We start from the raw sequence: 16,876 nt of genomic DNA on the forward strand, positions 1-16,876 counted from the left end.
TAAATGTTCTGGAAAAAATTTGGAAGTTCCCTTAAAAACAGCTTCATTCAAAAAACACCAATAATTAACAAAAGAACAACATGGCTACTGATGAACCGGTAAAACAACCCTGAATTCCGCGCCCTCTCCCGGCCTTCCGTTCGCGTAAATATGGCCTTTATGATTCATGGCAATTTTACTGCACAAAGCGAGGCCAATGCCCGTACCTTCAAACGCTGTTCTTTCATTTAACCGTTGGAAAATCTGGAAAATTTTCGCAGCATACATCTGATCAAATCCTATTCCATTGTCCTTTACTACGATTACCCAGTACGGTACATCCGGGTCCAGGTCTGGCAGACGAGCCAATTCAGCAGCAGATAACGGTTCCGCATATACTTTTATCTGCGGTTGCCTGCCCGGTGATAAAAATTTGAGCGCATTTCCCAACAAGTTGTGGAATAACTGATTCATCTGCAGCGGACTAACCAATAAATGTGGTAGCTCCCCTGCTTCCAGTTGTACGTCATGCAGGCTAACTGGTACTTCAAAGTCTATCAGTACGTTCTTTAATATTTCATTGAGATCTGTTGCTGCGAATGGTTCCTTTACATGTACCAGGCGGGAGTAATCAAGCAATTCATTGATCAGCTGCGACATGCGTTTGGCACTGGACATCACCTTGTCAAGATACATGCGGGAGATATCTGAAAGGATGTCTTTGTTGACATTATGCAGCATGCCGGCAAAAGTATGAATCTTCCGAAGCGGCTCCTGCAGGTCGTGGCTGGTCACATAGGCAAACTGTTCCAGCTCCCGGTTTGATTTTTCGAGATCGTAGTTGGCATCCTGCAGTTCTTTGGTTCGCTGCTCTATCTCTGCCTCCAGCTTTAAGGTGAGCTGAATGTACCTGGCCTCACTTTCCTCCAGGGCGGAAAACAATTGTTGCTGCTGCGTAATATCCCGGGCGATTTTAGAGGCCCCTATTACGTTGCCATTGATATCTTTTATGGGAGATATAGTTAAAGAAAAGTCTCTGATCTCCCCTTCTTTTGTCATGCGTTTGGTTTGGAAATGATCTACCCTTTGTCCGGATTTTAGTACCTCAATAATTTTGGGTTCTTCGTCCAGTTTATCAGGAGGGATAATGGCGGTAATGGATTGCCCGATCATTTCTGCCGCACTATAGCCGAATAGTTTTTCTGCTGCCGGATTCCAACTGGTGATTAGACCATCCAGCGTTTTGCTGACAATGGCATCATCTGAGTTTTCCACGATGGCGGCCAGTTTGGATAAATGTTCGTGCACTGTTTTCTCCTGTGTAACATCTACCAGCATGTTAACGGCGCCGGTGAGTTCTCCGTCTTCATCAAATAGAGGCACGGGATAGGGTGCGATGATCCGGCGGCTGCCGTCTGGCCGTTCTATCAATATAGTGCGTCCGGAAACTGCTGTCGCGGTTTTAATGGCCTGTGCCATCGGACAATTTTCCGGAGCCATGGGAGTGATGCCATCGGATTGATAAATTTTCCATGCGCCGTTCCACATGTCTACACCGGCTACGGGTTCGCGGCCCCAAAGGGCTACGGCTGCTTCATTATACAACAGCATACGGCCATACTTATCGCAGGTGTAAACGGCTGCGGGCAAACATTCAATCACCTGGCGGTAAGCGTCTACCCCTGTTTCCTGGAGTCTCCTTTCTTTGGACACACGGATATCAGCGACGACACCAGACAGGAAATCTTCATACTGTTTATATACCACGGTGCCATATCCATCCGTCACTTTATCTGCCGGCAGGTGCGCCTTTCCCACCGGGATCGTTACCAGGAAGGAGCTACCTTCCCCGGGAACGCTACTCATTTGTAGTTCGCCACCATGCTGCATTACCAGCTCATTTACCAAAGCAAGTCCTTTATTGTCTGCTTCTTCCCGAAGGAGGCTTTCCCGTACTGCCGTCATCAGGGCCGGGCTGAGCCCCATGCCGGTATCGGATACCGACAATTGTATGGTCTCTTTCTGCTGCGTCAATCTTACAGCAATAGCGCCGCGCAACGTATATTTGAGGGCGTTAGTCAGCAGGGTAAACAAAATCTTCTCCCACATATCCCTGTCTACATATACTTCCGCATTGACTACTGCAAAATTGGTGACCAKGGTAAGTTTCGCCTGCCGGATCACTGGCTCAAAGTGCGACAGCAACCCACTTGTAAAGCTGCTGATATCCGTTTTCACAAAAGTGACAGGAGATGGCTGATGCCATAGGGCACCAATCGCCAGGATGCCAGCCACCTGGCCGGATTCATCCGGAATGGCGCATGCATTAAAATGATAGTGTAGTCCTTCCCGTGGTACCAGCTGTAGCAATGAGGTATCTGCCAGGTTAGCTGTTCTTGCCATAAGGCTGCTGAAACGGGGTTGTAACTGATCCCATAAACTGCTCCAGGCAATTTCGGCTGGTAAGCCCAATGAGTCAGGATAGTGCGTAGCTAAGAGCTGCCGGCAGGCATCATTATGTATGTGGATGGCTTCCTCTCCCCACCATAAGAACATAGGTTGCGGGGAGGCCAGCAAAATACGTATCGCTGTTTTCAACGACTGCGGCCATTGAGCCACCGGGCCCAGGCTGGAAGTTGTCCAATCAAAAGAGCGGATCAGTTCACCGGCTTCTCCTCCACCGGACAGGCAGTCATCCACCCTGCCGACTGGTTCACGGAAAGCCGCCTCTATCGGGGCGTTTAACATTGTACAAAGAATAAAGTCATAAAAGATGTACTGGTTGATGGCTGTCAGGCTATTGTCTTAAAATTCCACAATCAGTAAAAAAACTGGGTAAAAAAATGCACATCAAATAGCTGGTAGTCTGCGTTTGATCCCTCTTCATTTATCCGGTTCCTTTCCTGCTGCTAACAGTTTCGGGGTGTTGGACCAGTCATCTTTTACAACCAACATGGTCCATCCGCTCCCGCTTCACCACGTAGTTGCAATAATCGTGTCAGTCCCGGATTAGCTACTTATCCGGAAATTTAATCTGCTCATAGGCCGGCGCAGCTTCAATATATCCCAATGGGGTAAACTGTTTACCCTCCTGTTCATTATAGGCAATAAAGAAATGCTCTATTTCCCGGATGGTTTGAGACGACACCGCATCTACGCCCTTAAAGACTTTAGATACGACGGGCACCGCAATGTAGCGGTCGTTTCGCACCACCGTCCCATCTCTTTCGCGCTGCTCCGCCTTAATAGCGCCCAACAGCCGACACTTCACCAGGCAACCAGGGAAACTTTTAAATTCTGAAATCACCATGACATCCAACGGATCGCCATCGGCTCCTCTGGTACCGAGGATAAAACCAAAATCATAAGGGAAAACCATCCCGGCAGGTAAAATCTTGTTGAGCACAAAAAAACGGGATGCCGGATCAAAATCATATTTTTCACTACTCCCTTTCGGGGTTTCAATGACAACAGGTAACTCTTTAATGATCATACGCACATTTTGTTGGTCAATAATAGGATAAAGAGGACTCGACTGCGAAGAAACAAAAAAAGCATCAACCAACAGCCATATAATACACAGGAGGGCATAATGATTGTACGAAAATTACAAAATGATTATCATGAGCGACTTCCATATACAGCTGCAAGGCCACGATATTGGCGTTACCCGCCAGGATGAAAATATTTTTATTGTCCGCCTCCGGGATAAGACCATTCACCTGCACAGAAAGCAGGACAATGAAGGCGCCAGTCACTGGTTCGAAGAAGGAAAGGATAACGAAACATCACAGACCGAAGCCATAGGCGTCGCCATTGAGGCCTGGCAGGCACAACACCACGACTGAAAAATCAAATGATTAAAAATACGGGACTAACGGTAAGGGCAACACGTAGTGCCTCCACAACCAACAGCATCCACCGGTGCCGCCCGACTTATTTATTTCCTTTATTATAAAAAATGAATAATCCATCCTTCCCTGCTACTATCACATCTTTTCGGCCAGAGCCGGTAAGGTCATGTACCTCAAAGTAAAGACCGGCTCCCTTCTCCCCATAACTAATTACCTGTTTGGTAAATGACTCTCCATTCCACTTAAAATAATAAATGCCACAAGGATCTGCCGACCCCGGATCATGATCGTTATGTGCGCGATACCGCTTTCCGGTCACCAGTTCTTCCTGCCCATCACCATCTATATCCGTCCATAACATGGTATGGTATTGAGAATTGTTAGGATCAATGGCATGTCTGATCCAGCTGCGTTGATTGGTTGCAGGATCTTTATGCTGCTCATACCAATCCAGTCCGTAATCATGCCCCTGGCCTGCAATTAAATCGGCTAATCCATCTTTGTTAACATCTGTAACGATCACGGGTACACTGGCAGTGCCCAGGTTAAACTCCGGGTGAAACGTCCAGGGCGCGGAGAAAGGCGCTGCCGGGGCTTCTACCCAGCCTTCCGGCAAAATGATATCAATACGGCCATCTCCATTGATATCACCGAAACCGAGGCCATGTCCTGATTTACGGTCCAGTATTTTATGAGCGGTAAACGCATGCGTGGCCTTGTTGTAGCGATAAATAACCAGTGGGTCGTTAGGGGTGTTGGGGATGATTTCCGGGATGCCATCTCCATCAATATCGCAGGAACGCGTGGTTTCTATATTTCCGGGGGTAGCCATCACATGCTCCTTCCACTCACTATCATTCCCCGGATTTTCTTTCCATGCCAGCGTTTTACCAAACCAGCCACCGGTAATGAAGTCCATGCGCCCATCTCCATTTACATCAAAAGGAATGGTGGAAAAATCGTCCCAATATTCGCCAAATTGCTTCACCGGACCTATGTAATGGCGCTTAAAATAAGCAGGCCCTTCATACCAGAAGGCGCCGGATACCAGGTCAGGTATATGGTCGTTGTTCACGTCGAACACGGCCACCGATTCATAACTTTCTGCCGCCACCATTTTTTTTTCGAATAACAGCGAGGGGATAGCGTGTTGCTGGGCGGGAAGGCTGCTGGCTAACAGTAAGCCGGCGATAGTGGGTATCAGTCGTTTTTTCATATCGGCGTAGAATCAGTTATCTCAACAAGATAATGAACACCCGGAATAAACTATCCTGTAGTATCCTGTAAGACTCATTTACCCAGCCACCGCTTAAAATCCGTCGCTCTCAAACGGCTGATAATAATATCTTCATAAGCTACTGGCTGTACCTGTAACTTTATTTTTCCATCAAACCAGGCAAATACCTGGTCAATGGCCGGATGATGTATAATAAACTGGCGGTTCACGCGAAAGAAATGAGCCGGGTCCAGCTGTGTTTCCAGCTCATCCAGGTTACTATCTATCAGATAATCCCGGCCGGTAAAGGTTTTCAGGTAATGCTGCCGCTCACGGGTATATATAAACGCTACTTCGCCCACGTTCATAGAATAGAGCCGGGAGCCGGCAGCCAACAGGAAGCGGGACTTGTATTCTTTTCTACGTAACGCCTGTACAATCACCGACATGTCAATCTCCCCTCCTGTTAACGCATAATATTGCCGGAACTTGGTCAGTGCAACCGACAAATCCACCTTCTTCAATGGCTTCAACAAATAGTCAATACTATTATACTTAAAGGCGCGGATCGCATATTCATCAAAGGCCGTGATGAAAATGACGTGTGCATTGACGCTTACTTCTTCAAAAATATCGAAGCTATTACCATCTCCCAATTCAATGTCCAGGAAGATCACGTCCGGGCCTGGGTTTTCGCGTAGCCAGGCAACGGATTTTTCTACCGTATCTAATACTGCCATCACGTTGATGTCTTCATTGTCTTTAGACAACATCTTGATGAGGCGGTCTGCTGCCAGTGTTTCGTCTTCAATAATCAACGCATTCATGTTCGTTACAGTTTGTAAAAAATGGGGAGCGGAATAAACCGGCCACTAATTTTCATAGATATTCGTCTGTATCAGGGGAATTACCACCGTAAAAAAGCCGCCTGTTGCGGCAATCCGGAGCCCTTGTTCTTTCTTCAACAGCTGGTAGCGGGTCCGCAGATTTTGTAATCCTGTTTTATCGGATGGCTCCCGGTGGGTCTTCGGCTGTAAGTTGTTCTGAATATGCAGGTTGTCTTCTTCATCTGAAAAAATGGTAATCGTCAATGGTTTATCTCTCGACACAATATTATGTTTCACGGCATTTTCTATTAATAGCTGTAATACAAAGGGCGGCAACAGGTACTGTTCCTTCCCGGACGCCACGTCAATCTGCACAATCAGCGAATCCTCAAAACGGGTGCGGAGCATCAGCAGATAGGATTCCAGGAAAACACGTTCTTCCCGGAAAGTAGTGAGCTCCCGGCTATTTTTTTTCAGGAGATACCGGTATACCGCTGCCATCTCTTCTACAAATGATTCCGCCTTTACAGGATCATTTACAATTAAAGCACTGAGGGTATTTAAACTATTAAATAGAAAATGAGGCTTTACCTGATCTTTCAAAAACTGGTACTGGCTATCCAGATTACTTTTTTTGAGCCGCTGTGATTCTATGAACAACAGCTTCCATTGTGCCACATAATACAATCCTTCGTAAGCCCCTACCACCAATAGGCTACAGAGAATCGTCAAACCAGCCATGAAGGCATAATCACCCATTGTTACCTGGTCATAAAAGCCAATCCATCTCCCCAAAAGCTGATTAGCCAACGCCAGTATACCTAATAGCGGCATCCCTATGGCAATGATCAATTGTAGCCGTTTTACCATATTACGATTACCAGGCCATTTGCGGCGGGAAAACAACACCAGGAACCGCCCTGCCTCGCTGGCTGCCACGGCATAAAACAGGGATATCAGTATACAATTCACGGCAGAATCCTTATCATGAATCAGCATACTATAGAAAAAAAGCAAGAGGAACAGGAAAAGAAAAAGCGGGGCATACCCTCTTATTTTTCGTTCGTACATCTTTTGGGATTGTGAAAACTAAGGTAGGTCATTCAGCGGAGAGCAGTATCCGTAGTACTACTGACTTGTTGCATACGCAGTTCTTCTTTTCTAGCTCCGGCTTACTTTCAAAAACAATCGACTAAATACTACATTTACAAAAACACCTATTGATGGAATCTACCCATACTGATATAGCAGCACTTATTCCGCACCGGGCGCCCTTTCTTTTTGTAGATGAAATCCTGTCCACCTCAACAGAAGAAATCGTTGGCGTCAAAACTTTTGGTGATGCGGATGCTATGCTAAAAGGCAGCTTTCCCGAATTCAATTTTGTACCCGGGGTGATCCTGATTGAGTCGATGGCCCAGTGTGGTGGCGCCGGTATTAAAATACTGGGGCTGGCAGAAGGCTTGTTTGGGCTGGCCAGTATTGAAACCGCTACTTTTTTAAGTGGTACTCCTTACCATACGCCCGTGAAATATGTGATCCGGAATATACGCGTCAGTGATAAACTCATCAAACAATCCGGGGTGGCCTATGTAGACGAAAAGCCTGTACTGGAAGCCCGTTGGTTGTGTGTAAAAATCGAATAAGATCCGGCCGCTTAAATATGATGGTCTTTCGGTAAAATCATTAACCGGGGTATTCTTACATGTGCCGGTTGTTGCATGATAAATCGTACGGTGCCTACAATATCATCCGTAGTGAGTGGTTCGTGAATGCCCATCCCTTCCTTTGGATGTACTTTCCAGTCTTTATGCAGCTCCGTCATCACCAGTCCGGGTTCAATACACGACACCTGTATATTACTCCCGGTGAGTTCCATCCGTAGTGCTTCCGACAAGGCTTCCAGCGCGAATTTGGTGGCAGCATAGGCGCCGGCGGTGGGTCGTACTTTGGTACCCAGTACACTGGACATATTGATGACGTGTCCAAATCCCTGTTGACGAAAACGTTTCAGCAATTGATAGGTGAGCCGGATGGTGGCCGTCACATTGAGTTGTATCATATCGGTGACTTGATCGATATCGATGTCTTCAATAGTGCCGGTGGCGATGGTGCCTGCACAATTAAACAGATAATCACAACGACCATATTTTTCATAAACAGTGGTGATCAGCTGATCCTGAAAAGCTGCGGCAGATAAATCACCGGTAACGATGGTCACATTCGTAGCGGGCAATTGCCGGAGCCGGTCTTCCCGACGGGCGGTGGCTACTACCGTATATCCATCTGCCTGTAAGGCATCAGCAATGGCATAGCCTATACCACTGCTGGCGCCAGTTACTACACATATTTTCATTTTACTGCAAGGTTTCTGTCAAGATAATAAAAATAGCAGAAAGCATAAAGCAGAAAGCAAAAAGCTATTGTAGCGATTGATTAATGCGTATAGATTCGCGCTGATCAATCGCTACAATAGCTTTTTGCTTTCTGCTTTATGCTTTCTGCTTACCGCAAATCCCAAATGCCGGCGGACCGTTCCAGCGCAATCAATGCGGCGGCGTAGTTATACAGGGTTTGATAGTAGTCCTGCTGCACTTCATTCCAGGTACGTTGTGCATTTAACACTTCCAGTAAAGAGGTTTCACCGCGTTTGTAACTGTATATTTTACCATCCAGTACTTTTTGTGAGGCTGATAGTAAACCGTTTTCGTACTGCCGTACCTGTTGGGCAACCGCATGATAATTCCACCAGGCTTCCCTTACCTCGGTATTTATCTGGAGTAGTACCTGATCATAGGCCAGGGCGGCTTGTTTCACCCCAAATTGTGCGGCATGTAACTCTCCTTTATAGTGATTGGAAAATTTCAATGGCACAGAAATACCTACGGTAGTGCCGATATACCTGGGCGTGGGTGCTATTTCGCTGGTGGCTTCTGCGTTGTAGCCCATGCCGGCGTTGAGGCCAAGGTCTATTTTCCGGTTGGCCTTTACCAGGGTGAGTGTTTTCCCTGCCACTATTTTTCCGGCGTTGGCAGCTACGGCATCGGCACGGGTATCAGTGGCGTTAGTGAGTAAATTTTGTAAGATGAATACCCGCTGCAGGTGTTCAAAGTTCCCCGATGGCCATAACAAGGTATCCGTTTTTGCCTGTCCGGTGTTCAGCTGCAGCTGCAGCAGTGCTGTTTTGCGGTCGGCCTCCTGCTGGTATAATTTATTCAGCCCGTTATCGGCTTCCARTTTGGATTGTCGTGCATCCGTTTCCGTGATAACACCTTTCTGAAAGCGAATCGCATCGGCAGTGGCCAGTTGCTGCATTAGTTGCCAGGACTGTTGCTGCACAGCGTACAGTTGTTGCTGTAGCAGCGCGTTAAACCAGGCCAGGGTGGCGTCTGCACGGAGATTACGAAAGTAGTCCTGTAACAGCGCCTGGCTTTGCTCGGCATTGCTGCGGGCCAGGCCAATGCGGGCCTTTCGTTTTCCACCCAGCTCTATGGTGGTGCCCAGTCCTACGTTGTAGCCGTAAGACAAGTGCAGTGCCCGGTGCTGATTGTCGAAACCTCCCAGAGAAAATTCCGGATCAGGAAATACCTTAGCGCTTTCTATCCCGGCCATAGCGATGCTGACGTTGTATCGTTCCGCGGCATAGCCCAGGTGTTGCGTACTCACCATATGCAGGTATTCTGGCAACGTGAGCGGCGCTTTAATAAAACTGGTGTCCGACTGCGCCGATGTGGTGTTGTACGCAGATAAGCCTATCACCAATATCAGATATCTTTTTAAAAACTGCATATAATCACTTTATACTTCAGGTGAAGAATTCCATTTTCTTTCGATGAGATAATACAATGCCGGCAACACAAATAGTGTGATAGCCGTGGCTACCAACAAGCCGTAAACAATTACCGTGGCCAACGGACGCTGCACATCCGACCCAATGCCGGTGGCAAAGGAAGCAGGCAACAGGCCCAAAGCAGCTACAGAGGCCGTCATCAGCACCGGCCGGAAACGATTGCCCGCCCCGGTGATCACGGCTGTTAGCAATGCATACCCCTGCTTTCTCAAATCATTGATCTGTGAAATGAGGATCACCCCATTTTGAATGGCCACGCCAAATAACGCGATGAAGCCCACGGCAGAAGATACGTTCAGCGTCATGCCTCGGATATTGAGCGCCAGCATGCCTCCGAATAATGCCAGCGGCACAATGCTGATGATCAGCCCCGCCTGCCGGAAAGTGCCGAAGGCGCCGTACAGCAACATGAACATGATGGCTAACGCCAACGGCACTACGACCACCAGCTTGGCGTAAGCACGGTGCTGATTTTCAAACTGTCCGCCCCATTTGATATGGTACTGATCATGATTGTAGCTTATCTGCTTGTCGATGCGCTGCTGTGCTGTTTGCAGGAAAGTCGTCAGGTCACTGCCCCGCAGGTTCAGCTTCACTGTGAGGTGTCGTTTGTTCAGCTCTCTGGTGATGGTACTTTCTCCGGTAGTCGTTTTCACGGTAGCTACCTGTGATAACGGAATCTTTGCACCGGTAGCGGAAGTCAGCATCAGTCCTGCTATTTTCTCCGGGGTATTACGACTCTCATCTGTATACCGGCAAATCACATCGTATACTTTGTTGCCGGAAAACACCTGGGAAATGGCTTTGCCGCCAATGGCCACTTCTATCAGTTCGGATACATCGCTTACGTTGAGCCCGTAGCGCGCAATGGCGGCGCGGTCAACAGATATCTGCAGCTGCGGCAGTGGCGGTTCCTGGTCGATGGCCACGTCGGCAGCGCCAGGGATTTGTTTTAACGTAGTGGCTACAGCTTCGGCGATGCGCCTGGTTTCTTTAAAATCTTCGCCATATACTTTTACCACCAGCTCACTGTGGGCGCCGGAAATTTTGTCCATCACGCCATCAATCATCGGCTGACTGAAACCTACGCTATACCCGGGCATAGCGGCATAGGCGGCCGACAGGTCATTGATCAGATCGGCCTTCGTGCGGCCTCGCTTCCATTCCCGGTATGGCTTCAACCCAATAGAACATTCGAAGTGCGCCGCCGTCCACGGATCAGTGCCATCATCGTTGCGACCGGCTTGTACCATCATGTAAGTCACTTCATCAAACTGCATAGTGCGTTGACGCAGGCTATCACTCATTTCACGGGAACGTTGCAGCGATATCCCCGGCGGCAGCTGCACCTGCAACCAGATAGAACCCTCATCAAGCGGTGGCAGGAAGTCCTTCCCTACTGTTACAGAGAGGAGGATGGCGCCGGTGAGGACCAATGCCAGCGGCAGAAATACCCGTTTAGGTTTTGCCATGATTTTTTGCAGCCGTTGCCGGTAGGTGTCCGTAAGCCGTTCCAGCCATTTATTGTGGTACAGTTTGCGGGGCTTGCGATAAATGGCAAATGCCAAACCGGGAATCAGCAACAATGCTACCGCCAATGCGCCCAACAACGCGTATCCTACCGTAAATGCCATTGGTGTAAACAGCTTCTTTTCTACTCTTTCAAAAGAAAACAAAGGCAGGTAAGCCGTAATAATAATGACAGTGGCAAAAAGCACCGGTTTGGCCACCGCCGCCGCTTTCTGCGCAATGGTGCTTTCTGTCAGCTCTTCTTCCGGCTGCTCTTCCCTTTTCTTCAAAATAGCTTCCATCATCACAATGGCCCCATCTACGATAATGCCGAAGTCGATGGCCCCCAGCGATAACAGGTTAGCCGGTATATGCGTAAAGTGCATTAATATAAATGCAATGAGCAACGCCAATGGTATGGTGATGGCTACAATCAAAGCGCCGCGCCAGTTGCCCAGGAAAATGATCAGCACAATGATCACCAATGCGATGCCTTCCAGCAGTGTATGCGATACCGTGTCCAGCGTATTATTAATCAGCTGCGTACGGTCCAGGTAAGGCCGAATGGTAACGCCTTCCGGCAAAATATGCTGATTGAGGTCATCTACCGCGGCGTGTATGCCTTCCAGTACTACAGAAGGATTTTGTCCTTTCAGTAACAGCACGATGCCTTCATCACCTTCGCTATAATTCACCTGCCGGTCTGTATAGCCCAGGATACCTTTGCGTTCCAGGTTGCCTAGTTTTAGCTGGCCCAGGTCTTTCAGATAAACAGGTACGCCATTGATCGACTTCACCACTACATCTCCCAGGCTTTCCAGCGTTTTCACGAGGCCTATGCCCCGCACTACGTAACCGAGGTCGCCGATATTGAGTACGCTGCCGCCGGCATTGGCGTTGTTATTGCTGATGGCGGTTTGTACGTCGGCCAGCGATACATGGTATTGCTCCAGCAGTTTGGGATCAATCTCTATCTGATACTGTGCGGTGATACCGCCGAAATTGGTCACATCTGCCACACCGGGCACCTGTTTGATCCGGGGAATGATGGTCCAGTTCTGCAGGTCGGTCAACGTTTTCAGATCATGTTGTTTGCTTTCAATGATGTAGCGGTATATTTCACCAATGGGCGATGTAAGTGGGTCCAGACCGGGTTTGGCGCCATAGGGCAGGCCTACATCATTGAGGCGTTCTGTAATTCTTTGTCTTGCCCAGTAATCTTCTATTCCATCTTCAAATACAATGGTGATCACCGATAAGCCGAAAGTACTTTTGCTGCGCATCACGTGCATGCCGGGCATACCGTTGAGTGCGCGTTCTACGGGAATAGTAATTTGTTGTTCTACTTCTTCCGCGGCCAGCCCCGGTACCTGGGTCACTACCTGAGACGTAACGTCTGCAATATCAGGATAGGCTTCTACGGCCAGTTGTTGCCAGGAATAATAACCAAACAGGGCCAGGAGCAAAAAGAGCGCAGCAAAGAGCCACCGCTTTTGAATGGCGGTAAAAATCAGTTTGTTCATAAAAAAATCTTGAAAAGAAAGGAGTACTTATTTTGCATCCAGCAGGTAAAACCCGCCTGTCGTCACTATCCGGTCGCCCGCCTGAAGGCCGGCAGTTACCACTACCTGATTATTAGTGGTGGCGCCGGTAGTCACCGGGCGTTTGATATATTTTCCGGGTGCTGCCGCTACAAATACATAAGGCGTTTCACTGGCCTGTAACAGCGCTGTAGCGGGTATCAGCAGGGCGGTTGTTGGCTGGTCCCGGAAACTAACAGTAGCATACATACCGGGTTTCAGGGTATGTGCGCTGTTGGGAACGGCAATTAATACCTGCACACTTCTCGTATCCTCATCCACTACCGCATTGATATGATATACTTTTCCTTTCAGCTGCATACCCGGCAACGCTACTACTTCAATCGTACAGTCGTCCCCGTTATGAATGAAGCGGATATCTTTTTCCTTGACCTGCCCGGCTACCCACACATCAGATAAATCAGCGATGGTGGCTACGCTAGCGGCATCGTCTTTGATAAACTGTCCCAGTACTACTTTGTTTTCAATCACCTCTCCTGCCACCGGCGCATGTACCACCAATGGCTGACCGAGGGATAATTTCTCCGGGCTGGCTTTGAAAACCTTCAGTCCCATCACCGCATTTTCATACTCCTTCTTTTCTACTTCATAAGCCGTTTGTGCTTCTTCGAGATCTTTTTGTGTGCCTACGCCGTTGGCCATCAGATCCTGTTGGCGTTTCCAGGTTCTCTCCGCCTGTTGCAGCTGTGCTTTTTCCTGGAAGAATACTTTCTGCGCGGCCATAAAATCCGGTGAACTGATTTCGAATAGTGGCGTTTCCGGCTGTGTTTTCATACCCAGACGGAGGTAACTTTTGGTAACCCTGCCCTGGAAAGGAGGCGCAATCTCTGCGTACTGCGTAGGAATGGCTTTCACTACTCCGGCGGTTTGTACTTCGTGCTGGTAGGGCGCGGAGAGCACGGCGTTAATTTTAATACGTTGCTCCAGCGCCGAGCCGGCAGGGAGGGTAATCGTATCTGCAGAAGGAACAGCCGTAGTGATAACGTCTTCCTTAACGGCATGACAAGCAGCAGCCGTGAGCATGCCAACAGCAATTAATCTTTTCTTCATGATGTTTGCGGATTGAAAAATAATAGGACAAGTAGCCGGGGCTGGTTATCTGCCTGCCCGGTGACTGCTGATCCAGCAGTCCAGGGCAAGCAGCAACACCACCACTACCAGGGCGATCATCCATCGCCTTTTTGCAGTACTCATAACCACTGATTAAATCTTTTGATATACCAGTTTTTGATGAGCTGTGTAAGCATACAGTAACTCAATAATATAGCGATCAGCCAGGGGAAAAAGGACAACGGCAGTGGCTCCATTTTCAGTGATGCCGCAAACGGCGTAAACGGAATGGCCACACCTATCAGCATAATCAGACTCGTTAAAGCCACCACAGGCGCCGTTGCCCAGCTCTGGATGAAAGGTATTTTGCGCGTACGGATCATATGTACAATCAACGTTTGCGATAATAATCCTTCTACAAACCACCCGGTCTGAAACAGGCTCTGGTGCTCCGGTGTAGCTGCTTTAAACACATAAAACATGATCGCAAAAGTGGCGTAATCAAAGATGGAACTCACCGGGCCAATGAACAACATAAACCGGGAAATATCAGCAGCATTCCATTTCTTGGGCTGGTCAATAAAGTCCTGGTCCATTTTATCCCAGGGAATAGATACCTGTGAAATATCGTACAACAGGTTTTGCACTAAAATCTGCACCGGCAGCATGGGCAGGAAAGGCAATAATGCACTGGCGCCAATCATGCTGAACATATTACCGAAGTTGCTGCTGGCCGTCATCTTGATGTACTTAATGATATTGCCGAATGTCCTTCTGCCATAGATCACCCCTTTGCGTAATACCATCAGATCTTTTTCCAGCAGGATAATATCGGCGCTTTCTTTGGCGATGTCTACCGCCGTGTCTACACTGATGCCTACATCGGCATCACGGAGTGCGGCGGCATCATTGATACCATCGCCCATAAAGCCTACGGTATGTCCTTTTGCCTGCAACAGCTTTACCACCCTTGATTTCTGTATAGGACTGAGTTTAGCCAGAATAGAAACCTGATCTATTTTTTGCGTGAGTGTAGCGTCATCCAGCTGCTCAATGTCGTGGCCCAGCAATACATCGGAGAAGGGAATACCTACTTCGCGGCATATTTTCTTTGTTACAATTTCATTGTCGCCGGTCAGCACTTTCACCTGTACACCTAACTGCTGCAATGCTTCAATGGCTACTCTTGCAGAAGGTTTCGCCGGATCGAGGAATCCGATAAAGCCGGTCAGCACCATGTCTTTTTCATCTTCTACGGTGTAAGTAAGTGCACGGTCATCAAACTCGCGGATGGCCACCAGCAATACTCTGAGCCCTTCTTCATTGAGCTTGCCGGAGATACGCAGGATGTTTTCGCGTACGTTCTCATCTATCGCAATAATTTTATCTGATTCGATGTGCAGCTCTTTATCTTCTCCCGGATCAAACGCATGGGTGCATAGATTCAGCATTTCTTCCACTGCACCTTTGCAGATGAGCAGTTGCTTCCCATTGCGTTGTTTCAGGATCACAGACATACGACGGCGTTGGAAGTCGAACGGAATTTCATCTGCTTTCAGATAATGTTCTTCCACTTTCAGGTAGTCGTGCAATTCCACGTGTTCCAGCACTGCCACGTCCAGCAGGTTTTTGAGGCCGGTTTGATGATAGCTGTTGAGATACGCCCATTTCAATACTTCTTCATCATCTTCCCCAAAAATGTTCAGGTGTCTTTCCAGTACAATTTTGTCCATGGTGAGGGTACCGGTTTTATCGGTACATAATACATCCATGGCGCCGATGTTCTGGATGGCATTCAGGCGTTTGATGATCACTTTGCGTTTGCTCATATTCACGGCGCCTTTCGCCAGATTGGCGGTAACAATCATGGGCAGCATTTCAGGGGTAAGCCCTACTGCTACGGCGATAGCGAATAACAGCGCATCCCACCAATTGCCTTTCACGAAGCCATTAATCAGGAAGATGAGTGGTACCATCACCAGCATAAAGCGGATGAGCAGGTAACTTACTTTGTTAACGCCTTTATCGAAGCTGGTTTCTGCGCGCTTGCCAGTGATAGATTTGCTGAGGGAACCGAAGTATGTTTGGTTACCGGTATTCACGATCACCGCAGTAGCAGCGCCGCTCACCACGTTGGTACCCATGAAGCAGATATTGTCCAGCTCCAGCACGGTTTTTTGAAAGGCATCGGGTACGGGGAAATAGTGCTTTTCCACGGGGAGCGATTCGCCGGTGAGCATGGCCTGACTCACGAACAGGTCTTTCGACTGCACCAGGCGGCAATCTGCTGGGATCATATCTCCGGCAGATAAGAAAATAATATCGCCTGGTACCAGTTGTTTGATATCTGTTTCTATTTTCTCTTTTGATTTGCGTATAACCGTGGCCGTAGTTTTCACCATGCTTTTCAGTTGTTCGGCCGCGCGATTGCTACGGTACTCCTGGAAGAAGCGAAGCAGGGAGCTCACCATCACCATGATACCCACCATGATCACGGTTTTATAATCGCCTTCGCCGGGAGCCGCCATCCATACATCAGTGATGAATGAAATCAGGGCGATGGCCAGCAGGATGGCTATAAACGGATTGACGAAAGCCGCCAACAATTGTTTGTACCAGGAAGGTGCTTTTTCGTGGTGTACTTCATTTAAGCCCGTCAGGGTTAAACGTTTGCGGGCTTGTGTGGGAGATAAACCCTCCGGATGGCTATCGAGCAAGGACAGGTAGGTTTCCTGATCTGCCGCCGCCACCTGCTGCAGTTTGCTGGTAGCGGAATCGTCATTGCCACCAGGAATCATTCTCCTGATATCAGGCATGCCTGATTTCTTTCTGAAGGCGTAGTTGCGCACGAAAATTGGGTGCTTGTTTACAGCAGTTGATAAGTATAACACAGCGCTATTTTTTCCCTGCTGATGGACACAGCAGCGCTATGAATCAGGCAGGAGATTAGAAAATAAAGTAACGTTCCGGACCAGCGTCCATAATTATTT

Annotated in this window: 12 protein-coding genes; 2 read left to right on the forward strand and 10 right to left on the reverse strand. The window is 48.3% G+C overall.

Translation table 11 applies throughout. The features are described 5' to 3' along the window. Positions 1–84: 84 nt before the first annotated feature. Both AC1DFM_RS24840 and AC1DFM_RS24845 read right to left on the reverse strand, forming a co-directional pair. A complete protein-coding gene (locus AC1DFM_RS24840) occupies positions 85–2,727 on the reverse strand; it encodes a PAS domain S-box protein (protein WP_477079471.1) in 2,643 nt (880 codons plus the stop codon). Positions 2,728–2,992: 265 nt separating this feature from the next. Further along, positions 2,993–3,472 carry an inorganic diphosphatase gene (locus tag AC1DFM_RS24845; protein WP_477079472.1) on the reverse strand — a complete coding sequence of 160 codons (480 nt, stop codon included), beginning with the start codon at positions 3,470–3,472 and terminating at the stop codon, positions 2,993–2,995. 130 nt (positions 3,473–3,602) lie between these two features. On the opposite strand from AC1DFM_RS24845, the gene AC1DFM_RS24850 reads away from it, so the two are divergent. Next, the gene (locus tag AC1DFM_RS24850; RefSeq protein WP_477079473.1) at positions 3,603–3,827 is read left to right on the forward strand and encodes a hypothetical protein; all 225 of its coding nucleotides are present in this window, start codon (positions 3,603–3,605) and stop codon (positions 3,825–3,827) included. 88 nt (positions 3,828–3,915) lie between these two features. Here AC1DFM_RS24850 and AC1DFM_RS24855 read toward each other — a convergent pair whose 3' ends face one another. From AC1DFM_RS24855 to AC1DFM_RS24865, 3 genes are all read right to left on the reverse strand, one after another. Further along, a complete protein-coding gene (locus AC1DFM_RS24855; RefSeq protein WP_477079474.1) occupies positions 3,916–5,049 on the reverse strand; it encodes an FG-GAP-like repeat-containing protein in 1,134 nt (377 codons plus the stop codon). Positions 5,050–5,123: 74 nt separating this feature from the next. After that, positions 5,124–5,876, reverse strand: coding sequence for a LytR/AlgR family response regulator transcription factor (locus AC1DFM_RS24860; protein WP_477079475.1), 753 nt, complete (start codon positions 5,874–5,876; stop codon positions 5,124–5,126). A gap of 45 nt (positions 5,877–5,921) precedes the next feature. Next, complete coding sequence (locus tag AC1DFM_RS24865; protein WP_477079476.1) at positions 5,922–6,947, reverse strand: sensor histidine kinase; 1,026 nt, start codon at positions 6,945–6,947, stop codon at positions 5,922–5,924. Positions 6,948–7,099: 152 nt separating this feature from the next. Between AC1DFM_RS24865 and AC1DFM_RS24870 the strand changes: the two genes are divergently transcribed. Further along, positions 7,100–7,522, forward strand: a complete 423-nt coding sequence (locus tag AC1DFM_RS24870; RefSeq protein ID WP_477079477.1) for a 3-hydroxyacyl-ACP dehydratase FabZ family protein — start codon at positions 7,100–7,102, stop codon at positions 7,520–7,522. An 11-nt stretch (positions 7,523–7,533) separates the two neighbouring features. Here AC1DFM_RS24870 and AC1DFM_RS24875 read toward each other — a convergent pair whose 3' ends face one another. The 5 genes from AC1DFM_RS24875 to mgtA form a co-directional block, all read right to left on the reverse strand. Continuing rightward, positions 7,534–8,232, reverse strand: a complete 699-nt coding sequence (locus AC1DFM_RS24875) for an SDR family oxidoreductase (RefSeq protein ID WP_477079478.1) — start codon at positions 8,230–8,232, stop codon at positions 7,534–7,536. Positions 8,233–8,381: 149 nt separating this feature from the next. After that, entirely contained in the window at positions 8,382–9,665 is a 1,284-nt protein-coding gene (locus AC1DFM_RS24880; protein ID WP_477079479.1) for a TolC family protein, read from the reverse strand. A 9-nt stretch (positions 9,666–9,674) separates the two neighbouring features. Next, complete coding sequence (locus tag AC1DFM_RS24885) at positions 9,675–12,758, reverse strand: efflux RND transporter permease subunit (RefSeq protein WP_477079480.1); 3,084 nt, start codon at positions 12,756–12,758, stop codon at positions 9,675–9,677. A 27-nt stretch (positions 12,759–12,785) separates the two neighbouring features. Then, positions 12,786–13,886, reverse strand: coding sequence for an efflux RND transporter periplasmic adaptor subunit (locus AC1DFM_RS24890; RefSeq protein ID WP_477079481.1), 1,101 nt, complete (start codon positions 13,884–13,886; stop codon positions 12,786–12,788). Positions 13,887–14,026: 140 nt separating this feature from the next. Then, the gene (gene mgtA / locus AC1DFM_RS24895; protein ID WP_477079482.1) at positions 14,027–16,777 is read right to left on the reverse strand and encodes a magnesium-translocating P-type ATPase; all 2,751 of its coding nucleotides are present in this window, start codon (positions 16,775–16,777) and stop codon (positions 14,027–14,029) included. Positions 16,778–16,876 lie beyond the last annotated feature (99 nt).

The organism is Chitinophaga sp. 05T412, from assembly GCF_056396465.1.